At 67.2% G+C, this 15,854-nt stretch carries 12 protein-coding genes and 1 pseudogene; 5 read left to right on the top strand and 8 right to left on the bottom strand.

Going from position 1 to position 15,854, the window contains the following annotated elements:
- Positions 1–339 precede the first annotated feature (339 nt).
- The 3 genes and pseudogenes from ACGF4C_RS26305 to ACGF4C_RS26295 all read right to left on the bottom strand — a co-directional run bounded on the left by ACGF4C_RS26305 (position 340) and on the right by ACGF4C_RS26295 (position 2,869).
- The gene (locus ACGF4C_RS26305) at positions 340–1,161 is read right to left on the bottom strand and encodes a DUF2637 domain-containing protein (RefSeq protein ID WP_393569268.1); all 822 of its coding nucleotides are present in this window, start codon (positions 1,159–1,161) and stop codon (positions 340–342) included.
- Between the two features lie 87 nt (positions 1,162–1,248).
- Positions 1,249–1,955 (bottom strand): annotated as a pseudogene (locus ACGF4C_RS26300) (ATP-binding protein).
- Complete coding sequence (locus tag ACGF4C_RS26295; protein ID WP_393569267.1) at positions 1,952–2,869, bottom strand: hypothetical protein; 918 nt, start codon at positions 2,867–2,869, stop codon at positions 1,952–1,954. The pseudogene ACGF4C_RS26300 and the gene ACGF4C_RS26295 overlap by 4 nt, the downstream one beginning before the upstream one ends.
- Positions 2,870–3,219: 350 nt before the next feature.
- On the opposite strand from ACGF4C_RS26295, the gene ACGF4C_RS26290 reads away from it, so the two are divergent.
- The 5 genes from ACGF4C_RS26290 to ACGF4C_RS26270 all read left to right on the top strand — a co-directional run bounded on the left by ACGF4C_RS26290 (position 3,220) and on the right by ACGF4C_RS26270 (position 8,109).
- Entirely contained in the window at positions 3,220–3,762 is a 543-nt protein-coding gene (locus ACGF4C_RS26290; RefSeq protein WP_393569266.1) for a helix-turn-helix domain-containing protein, read from the top strand.
- 176 nt (positions 3,763–3,938) lie between these two features.
- Positions 3,939–4,166 carry a helix-turn-helix domain-containing protein gene (locus ACGF4C_RS26285; protein ID WP_393569265.1) on the top strand — a complete coding sequence of 76 codons (228 nt, stop codon included), beginning with the start codon at positions 3,939–3,941 and terminating at the stop codon, positions 4,164–4,166.
- The gene (locus tag ACGF4C_RS26280) at positions 4,166–5,392 is read left to right on the top strand and encodes a tyrosine-type recombinase/integrase (RefSeq protein ID WP_393569264.1); all 1,227 of its coding nucleotides are present in this window, start codon (positions 4,166–4,168) and stop codon (positions 5,390–5,392) included. The genes ACGF4C_RS26285 and ACGF4C_RS26280 overlap by 1 nt, the downstream gene beginning before the upstream one ends.
- 174 nt (positions 5,393–5,566) lie before the next feature.
- Entirely contained in the window at positions 5,567–7,633 is a 2,067-nt protein-coding gene (locus tag ACGF4C_RS26275; RefSeq protein WP_393569263.1) for a GNAT family N-acetyltransferase, read from the top strand.
- Positions 7,630–8,109 (top strand): ASCH domain-containing protein, encoded by a 480-nt coding sequence (locus ACGF4C_RS26270; RefSeq protein ID WP_393569262.1) that lies wholly within the window; start codon positions 7,630–7,632, stop codon positions 8,107–8,109. The genes ACGF4C_RS26275 and ACGF4C_RS26270 overlap by 4 nt, the downstream gene beginning before the upstream one ends.
- 799 nt (positions 8,110–8,908) lie before the next feature.
- Here the strand turns inward: ACGF4C_RS26270 and ACGF4C_RS26265 are convergent.
- The 5 genes from ACGF4C_RS26265 to ACGF4C_RS26245 form a co-directional block, all read right to left on the bottom strand.
- A protein-coding gene (locus ACGF4C_RS26265; protein ID WP_393569303.1) for an IS5 family transposase occupies positions 8,909–9,702 on the bottom strand; the annotation gives its coding sequence in 2 pieces (ribosomal slippage) (positions 8,909–9,360 and positions 9,360–9,702; 795 coding nt in all).
- Between the two features lie 40 nt (positions 9,703–9,742).
- Positions 9,743–11,563, bottom strand: coding sequence for a murein biosynthesis integral membrane protein MurJ (gene murJ, locus ACGF4C_RS26260; protein WP_393569261.1), 1,821 nt, complete (start codon positions 11,561–11,563; stop codon positions 9,743–9,745).
- Positions 11,564–11,864: 301 nt separating this feature from the next.
- Positions 11,865–12,353, bottom strand: coding sequence for a hypothetical protein (locus ACGF4C_RS26255; protein ID WP_393569260.1), 489 nt, complete (start codon positions 12,351–12,353; stop codon positions 11,865–11,867).
- Between the two features lie 452 nt (positions 12,354–12,805).
- Positions 12,806–13,975, bottom strand: coding sequence for a helix-turn-helix domain-containing protein (locus tag ACGF4C_RS26250; protein ID WP_393569259.1), 1,170 nt, complete (start codon positions 13,973–13,975; stop codon positions 12,806–12,808).
- Positions 13,962–14,756: a hypothetical protein gene (locus tag ACGF4C_RS26245; RefSeq protein ID WP_393569258.1), complete on the bottom strand. Its 795-nt coding sequence runs from the start codon at positions 14,754–14,756 to the stop codon at positions 13,962–13,964. The genes ACGF4C_RS26250 and ACGF4C_RS26245 overlap by 14 nt, the downstream gene beginning before the upstream one ends.
- Positions 14,757–15,854 lie beyond the last annotated feature (1,098 nt).

Below are 15,854 nucleotides of genomic sequence, written 5' to 3'. Positions count from 1 at the left end.
CCCTTCGGCGCCCCCTGGTGCCGAGGAGTCCCCGCCACCTCAGGGGCGGGGTTTCCGGGAGCATTGCTCCCGGTACAACTTGCTCCGCCTGGGGCAGGGGTGTGGGCCTGTGTGGGGTCGTGGTGGGTGAGGCTATCGGGGTTCGGGGTGTGCATGTGGGGTGGTTCTCCGTTGGGCGGGGCTGGGGTGGGGATGAGCCGGTCCGCTGGCGGGCTGGTGGACGGACCGGCGAGGGGGGCCATGGCCGGAGCGGCGCCTGTGGGCGAGGACCGTGCCGGTCGCTGGGCAGAGGGTCGGCTGGTCCGCGAGGGCGGACGGGTGGGGTGACCGGATATCCGGTCAGGCGGTGCGGTCGTGGTCCGCGGGCTGGTCGGCCTCGGTCCGCAGGCGGTTCATGAGTTCGGTGAGGCGGCCTTCGGCGATGGTCAGTCCTGCCTTGCGGACTGCGTCGCGGACCACGGCGCGGGAGGACCTTCCGTGGGCGTCGGTGGCCTTGCGTGCGATGTCGAGCAGTACGTTCATTTCCGCGCCTGGGGGCCGTCCGTAGCGGCGGCCGACCGTGGCCTCCGGGAGAGGGCGTTGCTCGGGATCGTCGGCCTCGTCCTGGGGTTCCGGGTGGGGGCGGCCGGTTTCCGTGCAGTCGCGTGGGTGTGGTCCCGGTTCCGTGCAGTCGAGCGCCGGGGGTTCCGATTGCGGGGTGTGGCGGGCGATGAGGATGTACAGGTGGACGGCTCCGGCGAGGGCGAGTGGGGCGAGGGTGGAGAGCACGCCGACGGTCAGGTCGCCGAGGCGCAGACCCGGTCCCAGGTCCTGCTGGTTGAGGCGCACGGCGTGGAGGGCGTTGGCCCAAATGCTGGCGGTGGTGGCGGTGCCGAAGAGGGCCCAGACGTAGAGCCGTGAGCGGAAGGGGGCGGTGCGCAGGATGATCAGGGCGCGGACGCCGTAGGCGATGAAGCCGTCGATGACGAGGGGGAAGAGGTAGGTCAGCAGTCGGCGGATGTGGATGGCGGTGGCCATCTGCTGCAGGGCGTCGTAGGACAGGGCGCAGCCTGCGGCGCCGAGGGTGGTGATGGCGGCGCGGTCCCAGGCGGTGGCGCGGCGTTCATCAACAGCCTGCGGCGTGGGATTTGGGGCAGGGGTGGCCAGGGCGGGGTGTGTCATACGGGGTCTCCGGGGAGTCCGCCGCACCAGTGGGCGGCCTGGTGTAGGCGGAGAAGGGTTGCGGGGCGAGGACGCAGGCGCGAGGGCCTAGGCGGAGTGCCTTCTGCGGTCGGTGCCGTTGAGGAGGACGCGTTGGGTCATCTCGGCCAGGCGGGAGGCGACGCGGTCGCCGACGGCTTCGCGCAGCTCGGCGATGGGCAGGTTGGTGGTGACCAGAGTGGGGAGCATCTCGTTGTAGCGGCGGTTGATCAGCCGGTACGTCAGCTCCTCGGTCCACTCGCTGGTCTTGGCCGCGCCGAGGTCGTCGAGGATCAGCAGCGGGCAGCGCCCCAGGGACCACAGCGTGCGTTCGGGGTCGTGGCCTTGGCGGGGGCGCAGGCTGGCGTAGAGGTCGGCTGCGGTGGTGGCTTCCCAGCGCAGCCGGACGCCTGCGGCCAGAAGCGAGCGCACCGCGCCGTACGCCTGGTGGGTCTTGCCGGTGCCGGTGGGGCCGACGATCAGCAGCGACGGGCCCTCCGCGATGCCGGGCGCCCCACCAGGCCCCTTGCGCCCGGTGCGGGCGATCTCGTCCACCAGGCGGTGATCTGCGGGTGGTCGGCCAGGGCGCGCCGGTAGCGGGCGGGGATGCGGGCGTCGGCCAGCTCCAGCGCGGTGACCGGCTCGCTCGGCGGCTCCTTGGCCGTAGCCGCATCGGGGTCGATGCCTCGGTCGCTGAGGATCGCGTGGAGCCGGTCGGCCAGGGCACCGGCGCGCTGCGGCTCGCGGGTGGCGGTGGCGGTGGCGACTGCGGTCACAGCTCACCCCCGTAGGCGGCCTCAACGTCGGTGGGATTGGTCCAGGGCCGGTGCGCCGCACGAGACGCGGGCGGCGTGGCGTTCATGGCCTCGTTGACGAGGCTCGGCAGCACGCTGGGGCTCAGACCCTTGGTGCGCAGGCGCTCCATCCCGGCGCGGATGTGGGCGGGCGCGATGCCCTCGCCGAGGAGTTGGTTGACCTCGCGTCCGAGATGGCCGAGGACCTTCTCGGGCGGTCGGTGGGCGCACGCGGCGACGAATTCCCCGATCAGCTGCTTGGCCGAGACGGTGTCCGGCGCGGGGCCGCTTGCGGCCCCCACAGGTACTGATCCTAGATCCAGGATCCTAGGTCCTAGATCCGGACCATGAGGGCTCACTGAGGGCTCGGTGAGTCCTCCCTGAGCCCTCGTGGAGGGCTTACGGAATCCGTCCTGACCTGCGGATTCGTCACGTGTCATGGAAGGCTCGCGCATTTCACGGGAGGCTTCGGTGAGCCCTCCGTGAGGTGTCACGGAGGACGACTTGACGGCTCCCTGCGACGCCCGTGCGGGCTCACTGCGCGGTGCCCCATCGTGGTGCGGGCAGGCGGGGTGCCGGACGCCGCTGGGCCGGTTGATCTTCTGGTGGCGGCGCCAGGTGACGATGTGCAGGTACCGCTTGCCGTCCTCGCCCTCGTACCGGCAGATCAGACCAGCGCCGGCGAGCTGGGTCAGGTCGTCCTCGACGCCCACGGGGCCGTGCTCGGGGCGCAGCGACCACAGCAGTCCGGCGATGACGGCGGCCTGGTCGCGGAAGCGGCCGTGGTCGTCGGCCTGGGTGAGCAGGCCGAAGAAGGTGCGCTCGGCGGCGAGGGACACCTGGGCGAGGGACTCGGAAGCGAAAGCTTCCGGCTTGATGGTGCGTATGCGCGCCATGCCTATCGCCCCGCCTTCGAGGACGGGCGACAGAACGGGGGTGCGGGGGAGGTACGCGGACACGTACTCTGAGGCATAGAGCTCCTCACACGGCAGGCCATCGAGGCGGCAACCTCGGCCTGGCCGGTAGATCGTTCAGGGATGGGCGGTGGTGGGGACTTCGCTTCGGCCCCGGTGCATGCGCACCGGGGCTTCTTGCGTTCCTGGGCCCGCGGTGGGCTCAGGTCCTGCGTTAAGTGTACCACCCATATTGCCGATTGCAGGACGATGCTGCGTATCGCAGAACTCCATGCTACTCTTTTCGTACTGCAAATCGCAGTGGGCTGCTACGTATCGAAGGAGGGGTGCCCGTGGAGAGCGACGAGGAGTCGGCCGATCTTCCGGTGTTCCGGGGCGAGGAGAACGCCGCGGTCCGGATCAAGCTGGAGCGCGAAGCCCGCGGCTGGGGCACGAACGCCCTCTCGGACCGGATGAGGGAGGCCGACTACGAGATGAACCCGTCCGCCGTGTGGCGCATCGAGAACCGCAAGCGGCGGCTCAACCTCAATGAGGCCATCGGCTTCGCCGAGGTCTTCGGCATCTCCCTCGAAAGCCTCATCGGCCCCCCGAAGATGGCCCAGCACGCCCGCGCCATGGAGCTCGTGGAGCAGATCAGACGCGCCTTCCGCGAGACCCAGCGGGCCAACCTGGCCTTCAGCCAGGCCAGAGACGCCCTCGACCACTACCTCGACGAGCACCCCGACATCTACGAGGAGGTCGACGCTGCCGTGAAGCAGGCCATCGCCGAGGAGATCACCGGCGACCCGGACTCCCCCTGGCACTTCATGAAGCACGGCGTACGACCACGGCCCAGCCGGAAGACGGACACCCCCGACGCCGAGTCCGACGGCTAACGCCCTCCTCCACCGGGTGTTTCAGCCGCCGCACGCCCGGCTCTTGCCACCACCGCCCATCCCATGATCACCGGCCTGGCCGGGGTTGCCGCCCCGCGCCTGCCAGATGAGGACCACCCTTGCACCGCCCCGCAATACCCCCTGCCCAGATTTCGTCCTCGCGTGCGCCGGGGGAGGTGAACCACCACACCGACCCCCTGCTGAGCGTGCCCGAGGTCGCCGAGCTCCTGGGCACCAGCGAGCGCTTTCCGCGTCGGCTGATCGCCGAGCGACGGATCCGCTACGTCAAGGTCGGCCGCTACGTCCGCATCCCGCAAAGTGCGCTCGACGCGTACATCGCGGCCCGCACCGTAGAGCCGGTGCGCCCGCCCCGCTCCCGCTCCGGCTACCGGCTGGCGGTCTGATGGCCCGCAAGCGCAAGCCGCAGCGGCGGCGTTACGGATCTGTCCGTCGGCTCCCCTCGGGACGCTGGCAAGCCCGCTATCCGGACGCGAGCGGAGAACTGCGCGCGGCGCCGGAGACGTTCGAGACCAAGACGGACGCGGAGATCTGGCTCACCCAGACCGAGGCGGACCAGACGCGCGGCGACTGGATCGCCCCGAATGCCGGCGCGGTCAACTTTCTTGCCTACGCCACGAAGTGGATCGACGAACGGGGACTCGCCGCGACTACGGACGAGCTGTACCGCAGGCTGCTCCGCCTGCACCTGGAGCCCACCCTCGGCGCACTGCTCGTGAACGAGATCAGCCCGTCGAAGGTGCGGTCCTGGCGGGCCGAGCGTCTTACGGCCACCGGCGCGACCACGGTCGCCAAGTCCTACCGCCTGCTCAAGGCGATCATGGAGACCGCGGTCGATGACGAGCTGATCCGCCGCAACCCGTGCCGCATCAGGGGTGCGGGCAGGGAGGAGGCCGACGAGCGTCCGATCGCCACCATCGAGCAGGTCTTCGACCTCGCCGACGCCATCGGCCTGCGCTGGCGGCTGATGATCCTCCTCGGCGCGTTCGCCTCGATGCGCCCGGAGGAACTGGCCGAGCTGCGGCGCAAGGACATCGACTGGGACGAGGGGGCGGTCTGGGTCAAGCGTGCCGCACCGGAGCTGACCACGGGTCGCCGGGTGCTCGGTGACCCGAAGTCCCGTGCGGGCAAACGGGAGATCGTGCTGCCCCAGTTCGTGCTCACCGACCTCCGCCAGCACCTGGAGTGGTTCGCCGAGCCTGGCCCGGAGGGCCTGGTCTTCGTCGGTGAACGCGGGGCACCGTTCCGCCGGTCCACCTTCGGGCGCAAGTACCGCAAGGCGCGGACGAAGGTGGGCCTGCCTGACGACTTCCGCTTCTACGACCTGCGGGGCACTGGCAACACCCTGGCCGCCGACACCGGCGCCAAGCTGAAGGACTTGATGGTCCGCGCCGGCCATTCCAGCGAGCGGGCCCAGCTGATCTACCAGCACTCCAAGAAGCGGCATCAGCGCAAGATCGCCTCTGCCATGGACGCCGACGTACGCCGTCAGCGTGAGGAGGCGGTCGAGCGCGGGGAGCAGGCTGGGGAATTGGCCACCGTCCATCGCCTCATCGTGCGCGGCAGCGCCTCCGAGGTGCCGGAGGAGGTGGCCGACGCGGCCGAGCAATGAGGGGTGCGACCGGCGGCAAGGGGCCGGGCCGACTATCTGTCGGTCCGGCCCTCGCCGTACCCGCTTCTCTAGCCGGTCTTGATCGAAGGCGGTCTTGGGCCGACGCGGCTTTCCCTGTATGTACTGACACGAGAGCCGAACTGGCCAGTGGCAAGTTCATCCGGAGGGGGACTCGTGGCGATCAAGATCCTGCCTGTGGCGGAGACGCAAGCCGAGTTAATCGATGCGGCCGTGGCCTTGGGCGACCGCTACACGAAGACGCTGGGGTTGCTCACGCCGCCCGCGTATCGCAAGCACGCGAGCGACGGCGGGCTGCTCGTCGCAGTCGACGACGGCGAGGTGGTCGGGTACGCGCTGTTCGGGCTCCCGAAGCGGAGCCCGCATGTGCGGCTCGCGCATCTGTGTATTGCGGAGGAGCACCGCGGGAGGGGTGTGGCGCGGCTGCTGGTGGAAGAGATACGGCGTCGGCACCGGGATCGGCTGGGAGTCAAGGCGAAGTGTCGTCGTGACTATGGGCTCAGCGATATGTGGACGAGCCTGGGCTTCGTCCCGCAAGGGGAGGCGCGTGGGCGCGGACAGGACGGGGAGACCCTCGACGGCTGGTGGTTGGACCATGGCCACCCCGACCTCTTCGCCGACGTGCAAAGCGAAGCGCTGCTGGTCGTAGCCGTGGACCACGGCGTATTCGCCGATTTGCGGGGGCGGACACCTGGGAGCGAAGCGGCACAGTCACAGGCCCTTGAGGCCGGCTGGTTGGCGGACCTCATCGAGTTCGCCTTCACCCCGCAACTTCTGCACGACCTGCGAGACATCGCCGACACGGCAGAGCGCAAGCACCAGAGGGCCGCCTCGCACGGGTTGCGTCGGGTCACTCCAGACACAGACGCAGTAGCCGTACGGAGCCGCGAGCTGCTGCAGGCGGCTCGGGCGGCAGAGATCCACGACTCCCCGGACGACTCCCGGCTGCTGCGACGCCTGCAGTACGTGGCCGAGACCTCATGCGCCGGCCTGCAGGTCCTTGTGACCCGCGATCCACTGCTGGTGCAGCTGGCCGATGTCGCCTGGAACGTTGCCAGGGTCAAGGTGGTGGCACCGTCGGCGGTGACACTGCATGTGGACGAGTTGCGACAGGCACAGATGTACCGGCCTGCCGACCTCATGGGCACAGAATTCCGCACCAGTGAGGTGGCACCGGGGGCAGAGGCCGAACTCGTCGCGTTCTTCGACCAGTCAGGAGACGACGGAGGTTCGGCGTTCGCCAGGCGGCTGGAAGCCTTGGCCGCGTACACGGTCATATGGAACCGCGAGCTGCTTCGTGATGGCCAGGGTCGTCCGGTTGCTCTCTACGTGTGGGCTATGGACGGACGGGCACTGACGGTGCCCGTGCTGAGGACCTCAGCGCACCCTCTGGAGGAGACGCTCGCGCGGCAGATGCTGTTCTCGCTGAAGCGTCTGGGGCGGGACTGCGGCGCTCAAGTCATACGCGTCACGGATCCCTTCCCATCGCCCGCCGCCAAGGCAGCCGCGGGCGACGACGGCTTCTTCGAGCACGATGGCGGGCTGGCGGCCCTGCTGGTCGATGTCTGCGGGACCGCCCAAGAGGTGGCAGCCGTCGCCGGTGAGGCGGCCCGCGAGCTGGGCCGTGAGGAGACGGCACTTGAGGCCGGATTGCCGGCCGAGGTGGCCGGCGTCGTCGAGCGCGCCTGGTGGCCGGCGAAGGTCATGGACTCCTTGATGCCGTCCTTCCTCGTGCCCATCGAACCCCGCTGGTCCACCGAGCTGTTCAACGTCCCCGCGACGCTGCTGCCACGCCCCGACGAACTGGGAATCAGCAGGGAACACATCTACTACCGCTCTTCCGGGCGCCGCGGCGAGAGCGTCCCTGCGCGCTTGCTCTGGTACGTCAGCAGGGGCTCCTCCTACGAGGAGGGTCAAATGGTCATAGGCTGCTCGCAGTTGGAAGAGGTGGTGATCGACGCGCCGGATGCCCTGCACTCGAAATTCGAACACCTGGGCGTATATGGTCGGGGGCAGGTACGCGCCATCGCTCGCGGCGATGCTTCGGGCCGCGCGATGGCCCTGAGGTTCTCGGACACCGAGGTCTTTCCGAGGGCGGTACCGCTGCGGCGATTGAAGTCACTGGCCAAGAGCCTGGAACTACAGTTCTCGCTGATGTCGCTGTCGAAGATCAGCAACAGCCTGTTCCAGGCGGTCTACGAAGAGGGACACCGAAAGACGTGAACGATCTGGACCGCGCCATGCTGCTGTCCGTGCATCCTCGCTTCGCCACCGCGATCCTGGCGGGCAGTAAAACGGTCGAGGTGCGCCGTCAGCGCGTCGCCGCGCCACCCGGCACCACCGTCGTCCTCTATGCCACCGCCCCCACGATGGCCCTGGTGGGACTGGCACGTATCGCGGCGGTCAGCGTCGGCTCACCACGGGAGGTGTGGCGCGCCCATCGGTCCCAAACCGGCATCAGTCGACGGGAGTTCGACGAGTACATGAGCGGCGCCACTCAGGCCAGCGGACTCACCCTCGAAGAGGCGCAGCCCTTCGAGGAGCCTGTGCCGCTCGGTGCCCTGCGTGCCGCGGGGTCCTTCCATCCGCCACAGAGCTACCGGTATCTCACGGGTGAAGCGCTGAGGCAGGTCGCCGAAGCTTCGCCGGCCGCCGGCGCGGTCCTCAATGGAATCCTGGGGGAAGCCGTACCAGCGTAGGTTCTGCGCGGATGAGGGGCCTCGGACTGTCAACCTCTTGGTCTGAGTCCACAGCGCCTCCGAGTCAGCCGAGCGGCAACGAGGTGGATGACCAGGGCCGGGTCGACGAGAAGTCGGCCCGGCCCTGGTGGTACGAGCCTCAGTCATGGCGATGCCGGGGAGTGTTCGCAAGTGCATCGTTGCGGGCCACTCAGTCCTTTGTGGCGCAGGTCACAAAAATTGCGTCTCGCGATTCGAGATGACGTCTGATCAGATCGCTGGGGAGGGGGTTGCCGACATCAATTCGGTGCGGTAATCGGTACGTTGTGGCATGCGAATGGCACGCGCCTCAAAAATGGTCTAGACAACAAACAAGCCCCAGGCCACTGACCTGGGGCTGAACTATGGAGCGGGTGACGGGAATCGAACCCGCGCTCTGAGCTTGGGAATCAATGGCGCGTGAGTGATCCAAAGGGTTCTGACCTGCGGTTTTTTGCCTCAAAAGCCTCCTTCTGGACTGCTCTTGCTCGCCGCTTCTGACCGCTGTTTACCGCCTTTAAGGGCACGGTTAGGGCACGCTCTTGGCGGTGAGGCTCTTGTGTGTCCCGAGTCGACGCGAACGCAACCGACGTACTGGCATCGATGATCTGCCATCGCTCGGGATTGCATCCGCAAGCAGTCAACCGGACCAGGTCGCGCTCTCAGACAGCCGACATCAACCAAGCAGCCTTCTACCTGGGCACGGCTTTGCCGCATCGTCAGTTGCTGCCGTCCGCCAGCGACCGCTGGCGACGTGTCTCCGCGGCTTTAAGAAGTCGTCTCATTTGGTGAGTCTGCGAAAGCAGATGAGGGTGCAGGCGATGCTTGTGAAGGCTAGGAAGTGCTCGGCTTTGCGTTCGTAGCGTCGGTGGAGACGGCGGCAGCCAGCGAGCCAGGCCATGGTGCGTTCGATGGTCCAGCGGTGACGGCCCAGTCGCTGGGAGGTCTCGATGCCCTTGCGTGCGATGCGGTGGGTGATGCCCCGGCTGCGTAACCATCGCCGCAGGCGGTCGTAGTCGTAGCCCTTGTCGGCGTGAAGCTTGGCCGGTCGGCGACGCCGTGGTCCGCAGCGGGAACGGATGGGCGGGATACCGCGGACGAGTGGTTCGAGGGCCTGGCTGTCGTGAAGGTTGGCTCCGGAGATGCCGATCGAGAGGGGCAGTCCCGACCGCTCCGTGATCAAGTGAATCTTTGAGCCCTTCTTGCCCCGATCCACAGGATTCGGACCTGTCAGGTCCCCCCTTTGAGGGCCCGCATGTTCACCGAGTCGATCGCACACCGCGACCAGTCCAACTCACCGCGGGAGCCGAGCTCGTCCAGGACCAAGCGGTGGAGTTTGGCCCACACCCGGGCCTTGCTCCACTCGCTGAATCTCCGGTGGGCCGTCGACCCGGACGGCCCGAACGACGAAGGCAGCTGTCGCCAGGTGCAGCCGTACGTCGCCACGAAGATGATCGCAGCCAGCACTTCCCGATCCCCATACCTCCGTCGGCCGCCGCCTTGTGGCCTCGTCGGAGCTGGCGGCACCACGCGTCGAAACAGCTTCCACAACTCATCCGGCACCAAGCGCAGCACAGCCACCAAACCACCGTCTCCCCATCCAACACACTGAAACTCAGCGGCCGAGGCGGCCCCGAACCATCCCGACCATGGCGCTGACTTCGGGCAGTCGCATGAGGTGAGCGATGGCCATGAAGACACCGATCAGGACGCTCCCGCCGGCGAGCAGCGCTACGAGCGAGCCCGGGACGCCACTACCGAGGGCTTTGGTGACCGCGTAAACCACGCTTCCGCCGGCCACAGCAGCAGGAGTAGCGGCTGCGACAAGACGAGCGTAGGTACGCAGGACGCGAGAGCCATCCAGGTCGCCGCCCAGGCTCTTGCGCAGTCGACGCCAGGCAACTCCCACACCCACCGCGTAGGCCAGACCGTAAGAGGCGGCCATACCAGCAACGGCCCAGCGGGGGCTGAGAAAGGCGAAGCACAGTCCGGAAGCGACGGCGTTGACCATCGCGACGATGACGGTGTTGAAGAAGGGCGTGCGCGTGTCCTCGTAGGCGTAGAAGCCGCGCAGTACGACGTATTGCACCGAGTAGGGAATGAGTCCCAGGCCGAAGGCCATCAGGACGTAGCCAATGCCGCGGGCGCCCTCGGCCCCGGAGCCGGCATAGAGCAGCGTGGCCATCGGTACGCCCAGCGCCAGGAAGGCGAAGGCGCAGGGCACGATGGCGACGGCCGAGGTTCGTAGGCCGTAGGAGATGTCGTCACGGACCGCTGCTGAGTCCCCGTCCTGGGCCGCGCGGGAGATCCGCGGCAGTACGGCGGTCATCACGGACACGGTGATGATGGCTTGCGGCATCTGCCACAACAGCAGGGCGTAGTTGTAGGCGGTGATGCCGGAGCCAGTGTGCCCAGACTGTTCGGCGAGGGAGCCCGCCTTGGTGGCGAGCTGGGTGACGACGATCAAGCCGAGCTGGTTGGCAAGAACGAACAGGAGCGTCCACTTGGCCAGGCCCAGGGCCTTACCGAGGCCCTGCCCCCGGAAGTCGAAGCGCAATCGCAGTCGGAAGCCGGCATCGCGCAGGTACGGGAGCATGGCGAGCGCCTGGACGGTGAGGCCGAGCAGGGTGCCGAGCCCAAGGAGCCGTACCCCGTCCGGGGTGACGGTTGAGGGGCTGACGCCGGAGTCGATGAAGGCGCCGAAGGCCCAGATGAAACTGCCGAAGGACGCGATGATCACAAGGTTGTTGAGAACCGGGGTCCACATCATCGCGCCGAAGCGGCCCCTGGCGTTGAGGATCTGTCCGAGCACCACATGGACACCCATGAAGAACATGGTCGGCAGGCAGTACCTGGCGAAGGCCACCGTGACGGCCATCCGTTGCGGATCGGTGGCGATGTCCGGCGACATCATGCGCACCAGGAGCGGAGCGGTCAGCACGCACACTGCCGTGATGCCCGCCAGGACGATCACGATCAGTGTGAGCAGACGGTTGGCGTATGCCTCGCCACCGTCGTCGTCCTTCTTCATGGCCCGCACGAGTTGCGGAACGAAGACCGCGTTCAGTGCGCCGCCGCCGACCAGGACGTAGATCATCGTGGGCAGGACGTTGGCGACCTGGTAGGAGTCGTTGAGCGTGCCGACTCCGATTGCCGCAGCCATGACCAGGGTGCGCAGAAAGCCCGTGATACGAGAGACGATCGTGCCCGCTGCCATCACGGCGCTGGACTTCATCAAGCCCGAAGAGTCCCGGGCTCGTTGCCGCTCCGGGCTCGGCTCGGGAGCATCAAGCGTGGCTAAGCTGCTCGGCCCAGGCTCATGGGGAGGCTCGGTCGCGTGCATGTTGGCAGCAGGTGGACGCAGTCGCACCGTGTCGTCCGCCGGGTAGCTGGTCTCTGGCCCCCAGCCGTCGTTCTGGTCGTACGGCGCCCTCATGCCTGCCCCACCTTGTCAGCCCCAGCCCATCAAATGTCCGACGATGTTTCGACGGGACACTCTTTCACCTGGCTCCTGACGACCCAACATTTCACCTGGTGAGCGCAGTGTAGGGACACCATTACAGATGGCGGGACAGCGAAGGGCCCGCCGTGCCAGGAGCCGAACATGCAGCTCTTGGGGCAACGATGGAGGCAGACTCCAGTGCGCATCGAGCGTGTCTGCACCTACACATCGGACCGGTGTCCTTCTCACTGTCCACCGGCCAATTGAGACGGCCTCTTAAGGCCGCCATTGGAAATCAGTCATCAGCAATGTGGCGAGCGATCATGAAATCCATAGCCTGGTCATCCGCGGTGGCTGAGCTGCGTACGTACGAGCAGACGATGCATGTCCCGCCGCCGACGCCGAGCCCGAAGTCATCCATGCCTGTGACACGAAGGGCCTCGTACGAGCAGACGGGGCATTCGTCTAGTCCGAAATCGATGAGACGCTCCTTCGGGTCCGTCGGCAGGTACTCGATGGCGCCGCTTGCCCGCCGTTCAGCTTCGGCCTCCCCGATAAGGTGCAAGTAGTCTGCAGCCCGTTGCTGTTCGTAGCGATCCCGGATCTGGTCCTTGACCCATTCGGAGTCCTGGCGGGCTTCGGATAGCCGGCGCAGGCTGATGTGGTCATCGAGTTTTATCAAGGCGTCAACGTGGGCTTCAGTAAGGGCTCCGATGCCGCGTGCATGGCGCACCGGTTGCGTCTGGTCAAGCGCATCCAAGAGGACCTCGACTCCGATCGTCACGTCGAACGATGGCGGATCTTCGTCTTCCCCCCCAGAAGGGGGTGCCTGACCAAACTTTCTTGTCCGGGATCGTGCGAACTCCCGGCGTGCTCTCGGCGAGGTGAGTCCTTATGACTGACAGTAGCCCACTAGCAGCTTTCATCCGTCTGTCGCCGTTCTTCTGCACAGTCGCCTCCTCACCTGGCCATTCATGCGCAACGATGGCGGCCAGTCCGTTTGTTAGAGCCTGGTCGAAGACGCCGCCAGCGCCGGGCACCTGAGAGTCCTGTTCCAGGATGGCTGCGCACCTGCCGTACTGTTCCGCTCTTTCTGCCTGCATCGCGCCATGGTTGCAGTCGAGGTGTGGATTGTCGGCATGCGGTTGGGGCCAATGCTGAGTCGCGTTGGCCCCGGTGGCGGTACACCTGAGGGGATAGCGCAACCTAGCCCCGGCTCATCAGGCGGGCGGTGCGCTACTGGACGAGGCGGAGCACTGGCCTCTGCTCCTGGACGCCCAACAGGTCCCGAACTCGCTTATTGGTCCACGCCAGTTCATGCGCCAGCTGGGAAACCGAGAGCCCCGCTTCCTTGGACGCTAGATCGAAGGCTTGTCCGAGCAGCGAAGGCTGTTCGCCGGAGAAGTTCGAGACTGATTCCGCGGTGAAGCCGGGCTGGCCGTCGAGAGCGCGCAGGCGCTGGTACGTTCTGCTCGCGGTGGCGTCGGAGATCAGCCCCAGCTCGCGGCAGCGGTAGACGAGCGAGTGGAGGGACACGCCCCATACCCCTCTGAGCTCGGCCAGCCGCGCAAAATCCATTCGCTTGGGCAGGAGGGGCAGGATGCTGGACTGAGGGGTCAGGAACTCGGCAGCGAAGGCGTCGGCCTCCTTTTCCTGGCGGCTGTCACCGGTGGCGTCACTGTGAAGCACAAGGTGGCCGAGTTCGTGGGCGGCCGTGAACCGGTGCCGGTAGATGTCGTCTGCCCGGTTGGCGGTCAGAACGACGAGCGGCCGCGCGGCCCGGGTGGAGAAGGCGTCCACGCTCGCAGCGGAAGGATCACTGGCAGGCGGTGTCACCACCACGATCCCGTGGGACTCCATCCGCCTCACCAGGTGCGTGACGGGGCCGTCACCGAGACCCCAGCGCCTGCGCAGCTCACGGGCGGCAGATGCGGGGTCGGTGGACAGCTCCTCACCGGGGTGGACCTCCCCGCCCGCGAAGCCGGGTAGATCGGCAAGGGGCAACTGGATCCGCTGCTCCAGAGCGTACGTGAGCTCCCAGATCTGCTCGGCGAAGGCGAGCGCGCGCTCTCGCTGGGACTTCGGCGTGCTGCGCAGGCTTCGGAAGTGCGCCATCGAAGCGTCGAGGCGGTTGGCCGGTCTTCCCAGCAGGAAGAACGTCATCGGGACCCCGAGGATCTCGGCGAGGCGGGGGATCAAGTCGGGTCGAGGCTTCGAGACGCCCGTCTCGTACTGGCCCACGGCGGCAGGCGTCACCCCGAGCTGTGCCGCCACATCCTTCTTGGTCATCTCCGCCAGCCGACGGGCTTGTGTCAGCCGGGTGGGGTCGAAGCCGTCGGAAATGGCACGTGGCGTGGCGCCTCGTTCTTCCGTACCGGGAATGAGGTCTTGCTTAATGGGTCGCATCGTCTTCGCTGGTTTGGTCCTCGACGGGTTCTGCCTCGGTCTGAGCGGGCACGTGCCGCGCCTGGTCCGAGGCGGTACGCGAGGACAGCGTAAGGGTGGGTTCGGTTCCGTCGGCGAAGCTGGTGTGTGCCGTGATCGGGTGCGGAACGGTGGTCAACCGCGGCGTGTACGAGGTGATCGCCTGCGGCAGGTGGAGCGGCTCGGGATCGGTGGACCACTCCAGCTGCCGGTTCATCCCGAGCGCCGCAATGCCCCAGTAAGCCTCCAGCAGCTCGGAGCCGTTGCAGGCGAAGGGCACCAGGATCAGCTGGGTGCCCTGCGGGATGGTCGCCAGACCACCGCGCGGTTCGGCGGCCGGGACGGCTGGCCCGAAAACGAGGTCGAACGGGTCCTGGGTGTGCTTCGGCGCTGGTGCGAAGGTGAAGAGTTCCTGCACCAGCCGGGACTGGCTGGGGATGCGCGTGCTGCGTACGTCCGACTTGGTCTTGGCGTACCGGAACGGGTAGAGCAGTCCGTTGCCGATGAGCATCAGCTCGTAAGAGAACCCGAACGGCTGGACCGCGCGGGCGCCGGGCAGGTCCTTGAGTTCGTCCTGCAGTCGCTCGTACTGGTTCTCATACCGGGTGGTGCCGTAGGTGCGGGTGGTGCGGGATGCGGCTTGTTCCTGTGCGGCCTGTGCGTTGGCCTGCATGTTGCGAAGGCCCTGCCCGACGCCGAGGCGTACAGCTGCGGCCTGCTTGCCGAACACGTCGGTCGCCCACGGCGACGGAGGCACACTCATGCGGACGACTCCTAGGGTCGGACTACGCATCAAAGCATTCCCTTACGGCCATGACTTTAGTTGATGTCTAAGATTTTGCACAACGGCTTTTGTGGTTGGCGTGTCCAGCACCCATGTGGCGAGGATTCAGCCCCTCGGCTCCTTAGCACGCCATCGGGGCCAACGCTGAGGTGCGTTGGCCCCGGACGGTGCCTACGGGGTCAGGATTTGCTGGTCAGACGAGTGGCGAGGACGCATGCTGTGGGAGCGAGGCTGTCGAGGGTGAGGGGGGATCTTCAGGAGGGGCTCCTTGCCGTGTGGGGTACTGGGCTCAGCACGTGCGGCGCTGCTCGGTTTGGCGGGCTGCGCCAGCCGGGAGAGGCGCGGTTGCCGAGTGGCAGTGGGCTATGCCCCGGCCGCCTGGGGCGATTTGGCGAGATGGCGCACGCGGAGGGTACGCCGATGCCAGAGAGGTTTAGACAACAACCACGGATGGGGCACGGCGATTCGCGGGGGCGTTCTTGTGGTGGCTTCGGTTGCCGATTCTTGGTGATGCGTGATCATCGCGAGCTTCCCTCGCGGTCAGATTGCGAATGCAGGGGGAGGTCAGAACTTCCTCGTAGCACCCGCAGGCCAATCCCTGCCTGAAGGGTTGACCACGGTGTTCGTTGTGGCCGCGCTGGGCTTGTCCCAGGTAACCGACCTTTAGAGCCTGTCCGGCGGATCATCTGACGGGCGAGTGGGCGACCCATTCGGAGCGTTCCTCTGTGCCTGCTGACGCACGGCAGATGACCGGCCAGGACCGCCACCTCCAAGCTCGACGCTCGAACGACGCGCACAGGGGGACGGTTTTGTCGTACTGCGAACGCCATGAACTGCACAACTGCGCTGATTGCGCTCCCGACGGCGGAATACGACGTGTCGGCCGCCGGACTGCCGCAGGTCAGCCGGCATGGGCAGGCTGGCCGAGAGGCGCGATCATCATTCACGACCAAGGCAAAGCACACCTACCCGGATGCGCCCACCTCAGCGTAAGTGCCATCCAGGCGCCGAAGTTCGGGTGGGTGCGCGATCCCGCTCCAGGCGCATGGAGGCGACTATCGGTTGCCAACCCGCTCC

This window comes from Streptomyces sp. NPDC048197, assembly GCF_043202395.1.
Classification (GTDB): Bacteria; Actinomycetota; Actinomycetes; order Streptomycetales; family Streptomycetaceae; genus Streptomyces; species Streptomyces siderophoricus.
Note: the sequence above shows the minus strand (reverse complement) of the source record. Positions and strands in the feature narration are given on the sequence as shown.